At 62.9% G+C, this 13,213-nt stretch carries 15 protein-coding genes; 13 read left to right on the top strand and 2 right to left on the bottom strand.

The features are described from left to right. The first annotated feature begins 8 nt into the window (after positions 1-8). The 13 genes from AC07NT_RS18245 (at position 9) to AC07NT_RS18185 (ending at position 11,058) form a co-directional block, all read left to right on the top strand. Complete coding sequence (locus AC07NT_RS18245) at positions 9-575, top strand: tetratricopeptide repeat protein (protein WP_498596562.1); 567 nt, start codon at positions 9-11, stop codon at positions 573-575. A gap of 50 nt (positions 576-625) precedes the next feature. After that, positions 626-1,093: a type II secretion system major pseudopilin GspG gene (gene gspG / locus AC07NT_RS18240; protein ID WP_498596563.1), complete on the top strand. Its 468-nt coding sequence runs from the start codon at positions 626-628 to the stop codon at positions 1,091-1,093. A 21-nt stretch (positions 1,094-1,114) separates the two neighbouring features. After that, complete coding sequence (locus AC07NT_RS18235) at positions 1,115-2,302, top strand: type II secretion system F family protein (protein WP_498596564.1); 1,188 nt, start codon at positions 1,115-1,117, stop codon at positions 2,300-2,302. Then, positions 2,302-3,987: a GspE/PulE family protein gene (locus AC07NT_RS18230; RefSeq protein WP_498596565.1), complete on the top strand. Its 1,686-nt coding sequence runs from the start codon at positions 2,302-2,304 to the stop codon at positions 3,985-3,987. The genes AC07NT_RS18235 and AC07NT_RS18230 overlap by 1 nt, the downstream gene beginning before the upstream one ends. Next, on the top strand, positions 3,968-4,831 hold the full coding sequence (locus tag AC07NT_RS18225; RefSeq protein WP_498596566.1) for a hypothetical protein: 864 nt from the start codon (positions 3,968-3,970) through the stop codon (positions 4,829-4,831). The genes AC07NT_RS18230 and AC07NT_RS18225 overlap by 20 nt, the downstream gene beginning before the upstream one ends. Positions 4,832-4,898: 67 nt before the next feature. After that, a complete protein-coding gene (locus tag AC07NT_RS18220; protein WP_498596567.1) occupies positions 4,899-5,462 on the top strand; it encodes a hypothetical protein in 564 nt (187 codons plus the stop codon). Beyond that, positions 5,459-6,052 (top strand): GspMb/PilO family protein, encoded by a 594-nt coding sequence (locus AC07NT_RS18215; protein ID WP_498596568.1) that lies wholly within the window; start codon positions 5,459-5,461, stop codon positions 6,050-6,052. The genes AC07NT_RS18220 and AC07NT_RS18215 overlap by 4 nt, the downstream gene beginning before the upstream one ends. Then, positions 6,052-6,603 carry a hypothetical protein gene (locus AC07NT_RS18210; RefSeq protein ID WP_498596569.1) on the top strand — a complete coding sequence of 184 codons (552 nt, stop codon included), beginning with the start codon at positions 6,052-6,054 and terminating at the stop codon, positions 6,601-6,603. Before AC07NT_RS18215 ends, AC07NT_RS18210 begins: the two co-directional genes overlap by 1 nt. After that, complete coding sequence (locus AC07NT_RS18205; RefSeq protein ID WP_498596570.1) at positions 6,600-8,897, top strand: secretin GspD/PilQ domain-containing protein; 2,298 nt, start codon at positions 6,600-6,602, stop codon at positions 8,895-8,897. Before AC07NT_RS18210 ends, AC07NT_RS18205 begins: the two co-directional genes overlap by 4 nt. 6 nt (positions 8,898-8,903) lie before the next feature. Further along, entirely contained in the window at positions 8,904-9,422 is a 519-nt protein-coding gene (locus AC07NT_RS18200) for a type II secretion system protein (protein WP_498596571.1), read from the top strand. Then, a complete protein-coding gene (locus tag AC07NT_RS18195) occupies positions 9,422-9,799 on the top strand; it encodes a type II secretion system protein (RefSeq protein WP_498596572.1) in 378 nt (125 codons plus the stop codon). The genes AC07NT_RS18200 and AC07NT_RS18195 overlap by 1 nt, the downstream gene beginning before the upstream one ends. Positions 9,800-9,845: 46 nt before the next feature. Further along, positions 9,846-10,358, top strand: coding sequence for a type II secretion system protein (locus AC07NT_RS18190; RefSeq protein ID WP_498596573.1), 513 nt, complete (start codon positions 9,846-9,848; stop codon positions 10,356-10,358). 13 nt (positions 10,359-10,371) lie between these two features. After that, positions 10,372-11,058 (top strand): hypothetical protein, encoded by a 687-nt coding sequence (locus AC07NT_RS18185; RefSeq protein WP_498596574.1) that lies wholly within the window; start codon positions 10,372-10,374, stop codon positions 11,056-11,058. Between the two features lie 182 nt (positions 11,059-11,240). On the opposite strand, the gene rfaD is transcribed toward AC07NT_RS18185, so the two are convergent. Both rfaD and rfaE1 read right to left on the bottom strand, forming a co-directional pair. Next, positions 11,241-12,248, bottom strand: coding sequence for an ADP-glyceromanno-heptose 6-epimerase (gene rfaD, locus AC07NT_RS18180; RefSeq protein ID WP_498596575.1), 1,008 nt, complete (start codon positions 12,246-12,248; stop codon positions 11,241-11,243). Positions 12,249-12,274: 26 nt separating this feature from the next. Continuing rightward, entirely contained in the window at positions 12,275-13,213 is a 939-nt protein-coding gene (gene rfaE1, locus AC07NT_RS18175) for a D-glycero-beta-D-manno-heptose-7-phosphate kinase (protein ID WP_498596576.1), read from the bottom strand.

Here is a 13,213-nt window from a genome sequence, read left to right as displayed (position 1 = left end):
GAAATGTGATGGATGAGAAAGTGCAAAAACTCTTGAGCAACGCATATGCTTCTCTTGAGATCGAGCATCACGAAGAAGCTCGGATGTATCTCGAAGAGGCGCTTTCTTTGGGTGCTAAGGAGGGAGCCTTGCAATTAGGGTGGCTATATGAGCAAGGCTTAGGCGTGACAGCGGATACGGATCGATCTATTGGTCTGTATAGAACTGCATATGAATATGACCGGCAGCAAGGTGCGTACTATTTGGGCTCCTTGTTGATGCGTTTAGGACGCTCAGAAGAGGCCAGAAACTTTATGGAGGAAGCGTCTAATTTGTCGCATCCATCTGCAGCTTATTGGGCTTATGTTTTAAACGTTGATAGAGGCACACCTGAGGGTATAGAGCGCGCAAAGAAATTCCTGATTCGAGCTGCGGACTTAGGGCATGAATACGCTAAACGTGATCTGGCGCGATTGGAAATGAAAGAGTCAAAGTCCATGCGGCAGTGGTTGGTTGCATTTTGGAAGTATTTGCATACTAAATGTCGTGGTGTCCGTTTGGTGCTGAAGAATCAGAATGACCCCAGAGTTAGATAGTAGGTGGAGACCTAGTACGCCGTTGGATAATTAAGTCCGAACTTGATCGCATGAAAGCAAGACATAAATTGGGTGTGTACCAACCGACTAGATATGATGGTAGAGGCAAACTGAGAGGGTTTACCCTGTTAGAGCTTCTGGTGGTGGTTGCCATCATCGGCCTTCTCGCCGCCTACGTCGGCCCCAAATACTTCGGCCAACTCGGCAAGTCCGAACAAGCCGTCGCCAAATCCCAGATCGAAGCTTTCAGCCGTGCTCTCGGTGCCTACCGCATCGACACCGGCAGCTACCCCAGCACCGAAGAAGGTCTGGGCGCCCTGGTAAACCGCCCCGCCGACAGCGCGCGCGCCGCCAAGTGGAACGGCCCCTACCTCGAAAAAGCCGCGCCGCCCGACCCCTGGGGCAAGCCCTATCTCTACACCAGCCCGGGCAGCAAGGGCGACTTCGATTTGCTGAGCTACGGCAAGGACGGCCAGCCCGGAGGTACGGGCGATGCGGCCGACGTCAGCAACCATTGACGGGGCGCGAGGGGCGCCGTCATGAAATTCGAGGTGCGTGCACTCAGCGCGCAGCAGCAGATCGAGGCCTTTGAGCTGGAGGCCTTGGACGCGGCGCATGCGCAAACGCTGATTCAATCCCGCGGTCTGGCGCTGCTGTCGCTCAAGGTGGCAGCCGGCAAGGCTTGGCTGCCTGCGCGGCGCAGCAAACCCTTTGACCTGCTCTTGTTCGCCCAGGAATTGCTGGCCCTGGTCAGTGCGGGCCTGAGCGTGGTGGAGGCCTTGGACGCCTTGCTGGAGCGCGCGGGGCAAGCCCATCTGCGGGCTGTGCTGCAGCGCCTGCGGGATGCCCTGCAACAAGGGCAACGCCTTTCGCAGGCGCTGGCGCAGCAGGGCGAGGTGTTCCCCCCTCTCTTTGTGGGCGTGGTGCAGGCCGCCGAAGGCACCAGCGACCTGCCACGGGCGCTGGAGCGTTACGTGTCTTACGAAACGCGGCTACGAACCTTGAAACACAAAGTGGTCAGCGCGGCCATCTATCCCTCCATACTGTTCTGCGTGGGCCTGGCCGTCGCGCTGTTCCTGCTGGGTTATGTGGTGCCGCGCTTTGCCTCGGTCTACCAGGGCGGCGGGCGCAGCCTGCCCTGGGCCTCACAGGTGCTGTTGGCCTGGGGGCAGTTCGCCGCCCACTATGCGCTCTGGCTGGTGGGCGGCCTGGCCGTGGCCGTGGTGGCGCTGGTCTGGGGCGCGCGCCGTTTGCTGCGCACGGGCCAGTGGAGCCGCCTGCTGCGGGTGCTGCCCGGTGTGCGACAGCGCCTGGAAATCCTGACGCTGACGCGCCTGTACCTCACGCTGGGCATGCTGCTGGACGGGGGCATTTCCATCATGCGGGCCATGCAGCTCTGCGAAGCCGTCTTGCCGCAGGACACCGTGGGCCGGCTGCAGGCCGCACGTCTGGCCGTGGGCCAGGGCGAAAGCCTGTCCAGCGCGCTGGAGCGGCATGGCCTGGCTACACCGGTCTCCCTGCGCATGCTGCGGGTGGGCGAGCAGACGGGGCAGATGGGTCAGATGCTGGGGCGCACGGCGGCCTTTTACGATACGGAGACCACACGCTGGATCGAACAGTTCAGCAAGGCCTTTGAGCCCATCCTGATGGCGGCCATCGGCCTGGTGATCGGGGTCATCGTGGTCTTGCTGTACATGCCCATCTTTGATTTGGCGGGGAGCTTCTGATGACAGACACGGTGGCGGCACCGACGCTGGAGGGACTGCAGGGTCTGCGTGCTCGTGCACAGGTCAGTGGTCGGCCGCTGGTGGATGTGCTGGCCGAAGCGCATCAGATGCATCCGCGTGAGGCCGCCGCCTGGCTGGCGACCCAGTTTGACCTGCCTTTCTGGGACAACCTGGCGCTGAACCCGCAGACCGCCCGGCTGGACCTCTGGCCCATGGCCCGGGCGCAGACCCAGCGCGCTGTGCTGCTGCAGCGAGCCGATGACCCCGGCATCTGGGTGGCCGCCCTGACCGACCCTTTTGACGGCGATGTGCTGGCCCAGCTGGAACAGGCGGCGGGCCAGGCGGTGCAGCAGGTGCTGTGCACGCCAGAAGACTTGCACGCCTATCTGACGCAGCAGGAGGCGTCGCTGCGGGCGGTGGACAGCCTGGAGTCCATGCGCTCGGACAAGTCCGAGGCAGATCAGGGCATTGAGGTGCTGTCCCTGGTGAGCGCCACGGATGCGGCGAGCCCGGCGGTGCGGCTGGTGAACTCCACGCTCTACGACGCCCTGCGCGCCGGGGCCAGCGACGTGCACCTGGAGTCCACACCCATCGGGCTGGCGGTGCGCTACCGCATCGACGGAGTGCTGGACGATGTGACGGAGATCCAGGACCGCGCCGTGGCGGAACAGACCATCTCGCGCCTCAAGGTGCTGGCTGAGCTGGACATTGCCGAGCGGCGTGTGCCGCAGGACGGCAGCTTCCAGGTACGGGCCCAGGGGCGGCTGATCGACCTGCGTGTGTCCATCATGCCCAGCATCCACGGAGAGGATGCGGTGGTGCGGATTCTGGACAAGCAGGCCATGATCGAAGCGCATGGCAAGCTGAGTCTGGAGGCGCTGGGTTTTGATGCGGTGGCGCTCAAGACCATGCGCACTCTGACGGAGGCCGCCTACGGCATGTTGTTGGTGACGGGCCCCACGGGCTCGGGCAAGACCACCACGCTTTATGCCGCGCTGGCCGAGACCTATACGGGGCGGGACAAGATCATCACCATCGAAGACCCGGTGGAATACCAGCTGCCCGGGGTGCTGCAGATCCCGGTGAACGAGAAGAAGGGGCTGACGTTTGCGCGCGGCCTGCGCTCTATCCTGCGGCACGACCCCGACAAGATCATGGTGGGCGAAATCCGCGACCGTGAGACGGCCGAGATTGCGGTGCAGTCAGCCCTGACCGGCCACCTGGTGCTGACCACGGTGCATGCGAACAATGTGTTCGACGTATTCGGCCGTTTCACACACATGGGTCTGGACCCTTACACCCTGGTGTCGGCACTCAACGGCATCTGGGCGCAGCGCCTGGTGCGGGTGAATTGCACGCATTGCCGCCAGCCCTACCAGCCCGAGGCGCTGGAGTTCGAGAAGCTGGGACTGGACGCCGGGCAGTGGACGGATGCGAAGTTCATGAAAGGCGCGGGCTGCGGCGACTGCCGCGGCACGGGTTTCCGAGGGCGGCGGGCGATTGCGGAGTTTCTGCTGCTGGACGATGAGCTGCGCGAGATGATCATCCAGCGCCTGCCGGTGCGCCAGATCAAGGAGGCGGCACGACAGCGCGGCACGCGCACGCTGCTGGAGGCGGCGCTGGACCTGGTACGTTCAGGCGCGACCACGCTGGAGGAGGTGCGACGTGTCACGCTGGCGCAGTAAGTCCGCCTTACCGGTGCTGCCGCTGGTGCTCGGTGTCTCCGAGCGGGGGGTGGCCTGGCTGGCGCCGGAGGCGACGGACTGGCAGAACTGGGACTGGCCTGAGGATGTGGATGGACCGACCGCCGTGCGGGAGTGGGTGCTGAACCAGGCGCCGCAGGCGAGCGCGACGCGGCAGCCGGTGCAGGTGTGCCTGGCGCCCAGCCTGGCCCGGCATTGGGTGCAAAGCGTGCCGGCCCAGACGGCCTCCTTGTCCGAGTTGCATGCGGTGGCTGCGGCCAGAGCGCAGCAGCTTTGGGGCGCCGGCCCGTCAGGCGGGTGGATGGTGACGGGTGATTGGCAAGCCGAGGGCGCGTTTCTGTGTACCGCTGTGCCGGCTGTGTGGGAGCCGGTCTGGGCGGCCATGCGGGCGCGCTGGGGCGGGATTGCGCTGCACACGCCTCTGCTGCTGGCGCAACAACAGGGGCAGACCCAGTGGCCGCAGACGGGCTGGCTGGCCGTGGCCGTGGCGCAGCGCCTGTATGTGCAGCGGCGCGAGGCCGGGCGCATGGTGTCCTTGCGCAGTGTGCGTTGGCCGGGCGCCAGTAGCTTGAAGACTTTACAGACGCTGGCCGCACAGGAAGGTCGGCGTGAGATGTTGCGTGTGGACAGTGGGCAGGAAAACTTGCATTTGCTGGCTTTGTTCGAAGGGGGTGACAAGGCTGCAGAGCATGAATCTTTGAAGACCTTGCCCTGGCGCCCTGCTGGCAAGATGCCGACCGCGCCGCTGGATGCCCCGGAGGCGGTGCAGGCGGCCTGGTGCGCGCGACAGTGCTTGGAAGGGGAAGGGGCTAGGCATGCGGCTTGAACCTTCCACGGCAATGCTTCACTGGGAGACCGCGCCGCGCTGGACGCTGTGGGGCCGGCAGAGCCGGATGCGTACAACAGTTGCCGCATTGGCGCTGGCTGGTGTGGCGCTGACAGCTTTGGCCTGGGGTGGCTGGGTGGCTTGGCAGCAGAGGCAGGAGATGGAGGCGGTGCAAGCCCAGGTGCAGGCGCTGCGTTCTACGCCCGCGAAGCCGGTGGCGGCACGCACATCCACCGCGGTACGACGTGACGCAGGGCTGGTGGCGGGGCAGGCCTTGAGCACGGACCAGCGGCAGGGACTGCGGGCGGTGGCTCGGCAACTCAACATCCCCTGGCAGGAATTGTTCGAACAACTGGAACGCTCCACGCCACCGCAGGTGGCGCTGGTCAGCGTGGAGCCGGACGGGCAGCGCGGAACGGTGCGCTTGCAGGCGGAGGCCAAGTCGCTCGACACCCTGCTGCAATATGCCGCAGCCTTGCAGGGCCAGGGCGTGCTGGGACGTCTGACCTACAACAAGCATGAGACGAATGGCCAGGATGCGAACCGGCCCATGCGCTTGACCTTCGAGCTGATGTTGCTGCCCACGCGGCAGGCGACGCTGGTCTCGAACCTGCAGGAGGGGGCGCGATGAAGCCGGCTTGGATGAAAGTGGGGCACGGGCGTCTGCGGCTGGAGATCCTGCTGTGGCGCCATGGCATGGTCTGGCTGGGTGTGCTGGCTTTGCTGGTGGGGAGCCTGGCGCTCTGGCTGGTGTTGCTGCCGGGCGGCGCTCAGCAACTGGCACAGGCTCGGGCGGAGTTGCAGGGATTGCAGTCCGGGCAAGCCATGCGGACGGTGAGTCCATCAGAGCTGACCGGACAGCAGGATATGGCGTTGGTGGCGGAGCTGGACCGCGTGACATTGTCTGAGCAGGAAGTCAGCGAGGTGCTGCGGCGCCTGGGGCGGATTGCGCAGAGCAAGGGTCTGACACTGTCGGAAACGGATTTTCAGGTGACGGGCGAAGGGCTGGGCGGTCTGCGGCGTTTGCAGCTGACCTTCCCGCTGCGGGCTGCATACCCGCAAGTGCGGCAATTTGTAGAAGCCGTGCTGCTCGAATTTCCTGGAGTGAGTGTGGACCAGATGCTGCTCAAACGTGAGTCCGTGGGGCAGAGGCAAGGCGAGATACGCCTGCGCGTGTCGATCTGGACCAACCCGGCCAGGTCCGGGAAGGGGAGCACCTGATGGGCACCAAGGGGCAGCACAAGCGCTGGTGGATTTTGGGCCCCGTGTTCGTGGGTGCCTTGTTGCTGGCGGTGTTTGGTGACAAGACACCTGCGGATGGTGCCGTAGCCGTGGTGGCGCCGCGGGTGCAACCTGCAGCGCGGCTTGCATCTCCTGGCCAGCCGGTGCTTGAGTTGGCCACGCCAGCACCATTGCACGGCGCCCAGGTGCTGGTTCCGCGTGATCAATTGGTGAAGTCCGGGCAACGTGCGCCGGTGCGAGATCTATTCAGCCAGCACAGTTGGACGCCGCCGGCACCCAAGCTCAAGCCCGTGGTGGTGCCCGAGCCTGTACCGACGGCGCCGACCATGCCTTACGTCTATCTGGGTAAGAAGCAGGAAAACGGCAGCTGGGAGGTTTATCTGGGGCAAGGTGAAAAAACGTTTGTGGTGCGCGAGGGGCAGGTGCTGGAAGGCCAGTACCGTGTGGATTCGATCAAGCCGCCGCAGATGGAACTGATGTATTTGCCGCTGGGCCTGTCCCAGAATCTGGTGATTGGAGAAACGCGATGAAGTGGATCAGGGACGGGCGTATCCGGCGGACTCTGCTGGGCTTGCTGGTCGGCCTTGTGCTGGCGGGCTGTGCCAGCGAACGCGCTTACCGTGAAGGCCAGGACCTGGCCCGTGAAGGGCGCACCGAGGAGGCGCTGGCGCGTTTCGAGGAGGCAAGCCAGAGGGAGACGGATTCGGCCAAATTCCGCATTGCTGTCCTGCAGACCCGCGAAGGGCTGGTTTCCGCGGCTCTCGCGGCGGGACGCAAGGCGCTGGACGAGGAGCGGTATGACGATGCGCGTGCGGCATTCCGGCGTGCGATGACTTGGCAGCCGGGGAATCCTCGCGCGCAGGATGGACTGAATGCCATCGCAGCAGCCCAGCGTCATGCTAAATGGATGAATGCAGCCCAGCAGGCGCTGGATCGCAAGGAAGACAAGGTGGCCGAGAACTGGCTGCGCATGGTGTTGACCGAGGACTCGCAAAACCGCAAGGCCAAGGCCCTGTTGCAGGACCTGGAGGAGACCAACCAGAAAAAGACGGGCACGGTCCTGTTGGCTGAGGCCTACCGCAAGCCCATCACGATTGAGTTCAAGGATGCACCGTTGAAATCGGTGTTCGAAGTGATTTCGCGCACCTCGGGTTTGAACTTCCTGTTTGACAAGGATGTGCGCTCGGATCAGAAGACTTCCATCTTTCTGAAGAACTCGACCATCGAAGCCGCCGTGAACCTGACCTTGCTGACCAATCAGCTGGAGCAGCGGGTGCTTGACGCGAATTCGGTGCTGATCTATCCCAATACGCAGGCCAAGCAGAAGGACTACCAGTCCCTCACGGTCAAGGCTTTCTACCTAGGCAATGCAGAGGCCAAGGTGGTGGCCAGCACGCTGAAGACCATCCTCAAGTCGCGTGATGTGGTGGTGGACGAGAAACTGAACTTGCTGATCCTGCGGGACACACCGGAGGCGATCCGCATGGCGGCCAGGCTAGTGGCCATGCATGATGTGGCGGAATCCGAGGTGATGCTGGAGGTGGAGATACTCGAGGTCAAGCGCACCCGTTTGCTTGACTTGGGCATACGCTGGCCGGAGCAGATCAGTTTGAGCCCTTTGGCAGCATCCACGGGGGCCTTGTCAGTTGCTGACTTGCGTGGACTGAATGCGGAAACCATTGGCGCCACCATAGGGCCAACCACCATCAATGCCAAGAAGGTGGACACGGACGCGAATATCCTGGCCAATCCGCGTATCCGTGTGCGCAACCGCGAGAAGGCCAAGATTCTGATTGGCGAGCGAGTGCCCAACATCACGTCTACCTCGACTGCCACCGGTTTCGTGGCGGAATCGGTGAACTACGTGGATGTGGGACTGAAGCTGGATGTAGAACCGACGATTTCCATCGAAGGTGAAGTAGCCATCAAAATTTCACTGGAAGTGAGCAGCGTGACCAGTCAGGTGCAAACGAAATCGGGCTCTTTGGCCTACCAGATAGGAACGCGGACAGCGCAGACCATCCTGCGTTTGAAGGACGGCGAAAACCAGGTGCTCGCAGGTTTGATCAACAACGAGGACCGGCAGACGGGGAACAAGGTTCCCGGCCTGGGCGATATACCGCTCCTGGGACGCTTGTTCGGAGAGCAGCGCGACGATACCTCCAAGACAGAAATTGTTCTGTCCATCACACCGCGCATTCTGCGCAATCTCACTCGACCCGGTACTTCCAATTTGGAGTTTGATTCAGGGACGGAAACCAGTCTCAGCGGCTTCAGTTGGGGAAGTACGGACACAAACGCGAAACCTGCAACAGCGGCGGGTAATGCTTCAGCTGAGGGGGCGGTCAAGGCGGCGAACGGGGCGGCTGCATCGCAAGGAAATGGCGATGCTGGCGGGGCGCAGACCCCGACAGCGCTGGCCTGGCAGGGGCCAGAGAAGGTGAAGGTCGGCGATGTGTTTGCAGTGCAGCTGACGATGCAGTCCAGCCAACCCATGATGAGTTTGCCCCTGGCGGTCGGATTTGACGCGCGCAGCATGCAGGTGGTGTCCGTGACCGAAGGGGATTTCCTCAAGCAGGGCGGAGCACAGACGAATTTCAGCAGCCGGGTGGACCCGAGTGGCCAGATCGTGCTGACGGTGACGCGTTCCGGCGATTCGGGGGCGACCGGCAGCGGGGTGGTGGCGACGGTGAATCTTCGGGCAACTGCGGCCGCCAGCGCCGATGCGCGGGTCCAGCTGCTGAGCATGGCGCCCGTGGCTCAGGGTGGCAAGGCGGTGAGTGCGCCTTTGCCGTCACCGCTGGTGATCGGCGTTGCTCCCTGACGGCGTATGCGTAGGCCGCCAGCATTTTTGAAGCGGGGTGGCAGCTGGCCGCTGTGGCGGGAGTGCGGCTTCACGCTGGTGGAGTTGCTCGTGACCCTGGCCATTCTGGCGGTGCTGGCCAGTCTTGTGGTGCCGGTGGCACAGATTCAGGTGCAGCGGGGTAAGGAGCAGCAGTTGCGGGCAGCGTTGACTGAAATCCGTACGGCCATCGATGCCTACAAAAAGGCTGGTGACGAAGGACGGGTACATCGTGATGCCGGTACGACGGGTTATCCCAGAAACCTGGAGGTCTTGGTTGACGGGGTGACTGACCAGCGGGACCCAAAGCGTGGCAAGTTGTACTTTTTGCGACGTGTTCCCCGAGACCCTTTTTTCGAAGACCCAAACGTTGAGGATGCCCAGACCTGGGGCAAGCGCTCCTATGCGAGCGAGCCAACCGACCTGGCCGAAGGTGACGATGTGTACGACGTTTTCAGCCTGTCGTCGCTGATAGGTCTGAACGGTGTGACCTTGAGGCGTTGGTGATGACAATGCGCAATAGAGGATTCACCCTGATCGAACTGCTGGTGGTGTTGGCCATCGTCGCGGTGCTGCTGACTTTGGTGGTTCCACGGTATGCAGACCGGATCGATGTAGCCAAGGAAACCGTGCTCCGTGACAATCTGCGGGGCGTGCGGGATGTCATCGACAAGTTCTACGGTGACCAGGGCCGCTTCCCGGAGAGTCTGGAGGAGCTAGTGGAGAAGCACTATCTCAAGACACTGCCTGTCGATCCAGTGACGGACTCCGATGCCACCTGGCAGATCGTTGAGGTGCCCAGCGGTCACAAGGGGCGTGTTTATGACATCCGGAGCGGGGCGCCTGGGAACGGGCGCAACGGGCGACCCTATGCGGAGTGGTAGTGGGCAGGTCAGCCACGGCTGGCGGGCGCAGTATGGCTTTGCCTATGTGCTGCTGCTGATGGCCGTGGCGGTATTGGCTCTGGGTGCTTCTGCGGCTTTGCAGCTAGGCGCGCAGGCGGGGCGCCGGGATGCGGAACAGGCCTTGCTGTCGACAGGGGCCGAGTTCGAGCGGGCACTGTACAGCTATGCCGGGGTTGCTGTGGCGGCGACAGCCGCCAATACCAGCGGTGCATTGGCTGCACGGGGGCCCCGTGACCTGCAGGACTTGCTGAAGGACCCCCGGGTGCCTGGTGTGCGACGGCATTTGCGTCAGCTTTATGCGGACCCGATGACGGGACGTCAGGAATGGGGTGTGGTGCGAGACCCTGCGGGTTTCATCATCGGGGTTTACAGCCAGGCGCAAGGCCAGCCGATCAAGCGGCTGGGATTTGATGCGAGGCATGCCCATTTTGAAGAGGCGCCGGGTTATGCCAAATGGGTGTTCGGCCTGCCGATGGCACAGCTACAGACGATGCGTGGCGCCGGTCAGCCAGCGACACCGGCAGCGGCCAAACCGTGAAGGGAAAGAGACGATGTGTTTGACCTGGAAGCGATGGCTACTTTTGACTTTCTGCCTGATGTCGGCTTGGAGCGCATGGGCGCAGACCGGCTGCGAGCGCTATGAGCTGCTGACGCCAAAGCGAGGCAGCCAGATTGCAGATCGGCAACCAGAATTGCAGTGGGGCGGTGACGCCAATTCCAGCTACAGGGTGCAGGTGGCCGTGGTGCTGCCCGAGGGGCGCGTGCTTGAGTCTATCGACACTGTGGTGACGGGGGCGCGCTGGCGTCTGGGTGCGCCAGTTACGGTGCTGACTTCTGCTGTGAAGGTTATTGTGAGCCGCAACTGTCCGACTTACTCGGTGCAGGATCTGCATGCCCAGGGGCCATACTTTGTTATCCAGGCTGCCGACCAGTGTGCGTTGAAATCCCGGTCGGTTCAGCAGCAAGCGGATGCTTTGCATTGGAGCGCTCCCGTCAATGCAGACAAGTACGTCGTCCAGATTTTCTCGATGGCACAAGCGACCGATGGAGTAACGACGACTCAACGGCTAGGCGGGTACGACGTTGCGGGGATTTCCTGGAAGTTTCCAATCGACCTCAAAGCCCAACTGAGGCAGCCTGGCATGGCTGACCGGGCCTGGGTGGCAACAGTTCAAGCGCGCTGCGGTGCGTTGTTGAGTTATCCACAAGCGCTGGTCTTGGATGCTTCACTCATCTGATCATGTCTTCAGGGGTCTGGAATCCGGCTAGAAATGGCTCAGGTTTGGAAATGAATCAATAGCTTCGCGTTAAAAATAAAGCCCCCGGGTGGATACCGGGGGCTAACCAAATTCTCAGCCGCGTCAACACTTTAATTGAACGGCTCGCGGTATGCGCCGGCTTTTTTCTTGGGAGTAGGTGATCAGGCCCGGCTGGCCAGCCACTTCACGTACTGGGCCACACCGGTCTGCACGTCGGCAAACTGGTGATCACAGCCGGCAGCGCGCAGCTTGGCCAGATCCGCCTGCGTGAAGCACTGGTACTTGCCGCGCAGTGCGTCGGGGAAGGGGATGTACTCGATCAGGCCCTGGGCCGCGATCTTCTCCAGCGGCAGGGCGGTTTCTCCCTTGAGCGCACGCAAGGTGTTGACCACGCCCACGGCCACGTCGTTGAAGGGCTGGGCCCGGCCCGAGCCGAGGTTGAACACGCCGCTCTTGCCCGGGTGGTCGAAGAACCAGAGGTTGACGGCCACCACATCGTCCACGAAGACGAAGTCGCGCATCTGCTGGCCCGGTCCATAGCCGCCATATTCGCCGAAAAGTTTGACCTTGCCTTCGGCACGGAACTGGTTGAACTGGTGGAAGGCCACGCTGGCCATGCGGCCCTTGTGCTGTTCGCGCGGGCCGTAGACGTTGAAGTAACGGAAGCCCGCCACCTGGATCTTGGCTTTCTCGAAATTGGTGCCGAGTTCGCGGCGCATGCGCTGGTCGAACAGCAGCTTGGAATAACCGTAGACGTTGAGCGGAGCCTCGAACTCGGGCACCTCCCGGAAGGTCTCGGAGTTGCCATAGGTCGCTGCGGAGGAGGCGTAGAGCAGGCGGGTGCCATAGCGCTGGCAGGCCTGAAACAACTCGCACGAGAGCGTGTAGTTGTTGTCCATCATGTACTTGCCGTCCTGCTCCATGGTGTCGCTGCAGGCGCCTTCGTGGAAGACGGCCTCGACCTTGCCGTAGTGGCCTTCCTCGAAGTTGGGATAGAAGTCGTCCAGGTCCACGTAGTCGGCGATCTTGAGGTCGGCGAAGTTGCGGAACTTGTCGCCCTGGCTCAGGTCGTCGACAACGATGATGTCGTCGATGCCGCGCGCGTTCAGGCCCTTGACGATGTTGGCGCCGATGAAACCGGCGGCTCCGGTGACGACTACGCGTGTCATGGTGTATTCCTCTTGTCCGATTCGATTTACTTTGTGGCGAACAGCTCGTCGTAGCTGACCGTGGCCGTGCCGAACTTGCCCACGACGATGCCACCGGCCTTGTTGGCCAGGGGCATGGCTTCGCGCAGTGGCAGGCCGGCGCCCACCAGGGCCGCCAGGGTGGCGATCACGGTGTCGCCCGCGCCGGTCACGTCGAACACCTCGCGCGCCTGGGCCGCCACGCTGATCTCGCCTGCGGCGTCATAGAGTGTCATGCCTTCCTCGCTGCGCGTGAGCAGCAGGGCCTGCAGGCCGAGCTTGTCGAGCAGGGTGCGCGACTTGGCACGCAGTTCCTCTTCGCTGCTCCAGGAGCCCACCACCTGCTGCAGTTCGGCGCGGTTGGGGGTGATCACGGTGGCACCGCTGTAGCGCGAGTAGTCCGAGCCTTTGGGATCGATCAGCACGGGCTTGCCTGCTGCCTGAGCGTGCTCGATCATGTGGTGCACATGGTCCAGGCCGCCCTTGCCGTAGTCGGAGAAGAGCACGGCGTCGTGGGAGGGCAGCAGCTTGATGAAATCGGCCGTCTGTGAGGCCAGCACTTCACTCTTGGGGCTGTTCTCGAAGTCGAGGCGGATGAGCTGCTGCTGGCGGCCGATCACACGCAGCTTGACGGTGGTCTGCAATGCTGCATCGCGACCGAAATGCGGGGTGATGCCGGTCTGGGCCACCAGGGATTCGAGTGTGTGGCTGGCCTCGTCGTCGCCCACCACGGTCAGCAGCGTGGCCTTCGCACCCAGCGACACGACGTTGCTGGCCACGTTGGCGGCGCCGCCGATACGGAGTTCCTCGCGCGTCACGCGCACCACGGGCACGGGAGCCTCGGGGCTGATGCGGTCGACCGCGCCGTACCAGTAGCGGTCGATCATGGCGTCGCCCACCACGAGCACGCGGGACTTGGCGAGTTGTTGTTTGCTGATGGTCGTCAT

The sequence above is a fragment of the Hylemonella sp. GW821-FHT10B10 genome (genome assembly GCF_059415585.1).
The sequence above is the reverse complement of the archived record's forward strand: the minus strand, read 5'-3'. Positions and strand labels throughout refer to the sequence as shown.

Bases quoted from the DNA above. Each gene is read 5' to 3' on its own strand.
- AC07NT_RS18245 (WP_498596562.1), top strand. From the start codon at position 9: ATGGATGAGAAAGTGCAAAAACTCTTGAGCAACGCATATGCTTCTCTT.
- gspG (WP_498596563.1), top strand. From the start codon at position 626: ATGAAAGCAAGACATAAATTGGGTGTGTACCAACCGACTAGATATGAT.
- AC07NT_RS18235 (WP_498596564.1), top strand. From the start codon at position 1,115: ATGAAATTCGAGGTGCGTGCACTCAGCGCGCAGCAGCAGATCGAGGCC.
- AC07NT_RS18230 (WP_498596565.1), top strand. From the start codon at position 2,302: ATGACAGACACGGTGGCGGCACCGACGCTGGAGGGACTGCAGGGTCTG.
- AC07NT_RS18220 (WP_498596567.1), top strand. From the start codon at position 4,899: ATGCGTACAACAGTTGCCGCATTGGCGCTGGCTGGTGTGGCGCTGACA.
- AC07NT_RS18215 (WP_498596568.1), top strand. From the start codon at position 5,459: ATGAAGCCGGCTTGGATGAAAGTGGGGCACGGGCGTCTGCGGCTGGAG.
- AC07NT_RS18210 (WP_498596569.1), top strand. From the start codon at position 6,052: ATGGGCACCAAGGGGCAGCACAAGCGCTGGTGGATTTTGGGCCCCGTG.
- AC07NT_RS18205 (WP_498596570.1), top strand. From the start codon at position 6,600: ATGAAGTGGATCAGGGACGGGCGTATCCGGCGGACTCTGCTGGGCTTG.
- AC07NT_RS18200 (WP_498596571.1), top strand. From the start codon at position 8,904: ATGCGTAGGCCGCCAGCATTTTTGAAGCGGGGTGGCAGCTGGCCGCTG.
- AC07NT_RS18195 (WP_498596572.1), top strand. From the start codon at position 9,422: ATGACAATGCGCAATAGAGGATTCACCCTGATCGAACTGCTGGTGGTG.
- AC07NT_RS18185 (WP_498596574.1), top strand. From the start codon at position 10,372: ATGTGTTTGACCTGGAAGCGATGGCTACTTTTGACTTTCTGCCTGATG.
- rfaD (WP_498596575.1), bottom strand. From the start codon at position 12,248: ATGACACGCGTAGTCGTCACCGGAGCCGCCGGTTTCATCGGCGCCAAC.
- rfaE1 (WP_498596576.1), bottom strand. From the start codon at position 13,213: ATGACGACCATCAGCAAACAACAACTCGCCAAGTCCCGCGTGCTCGTG.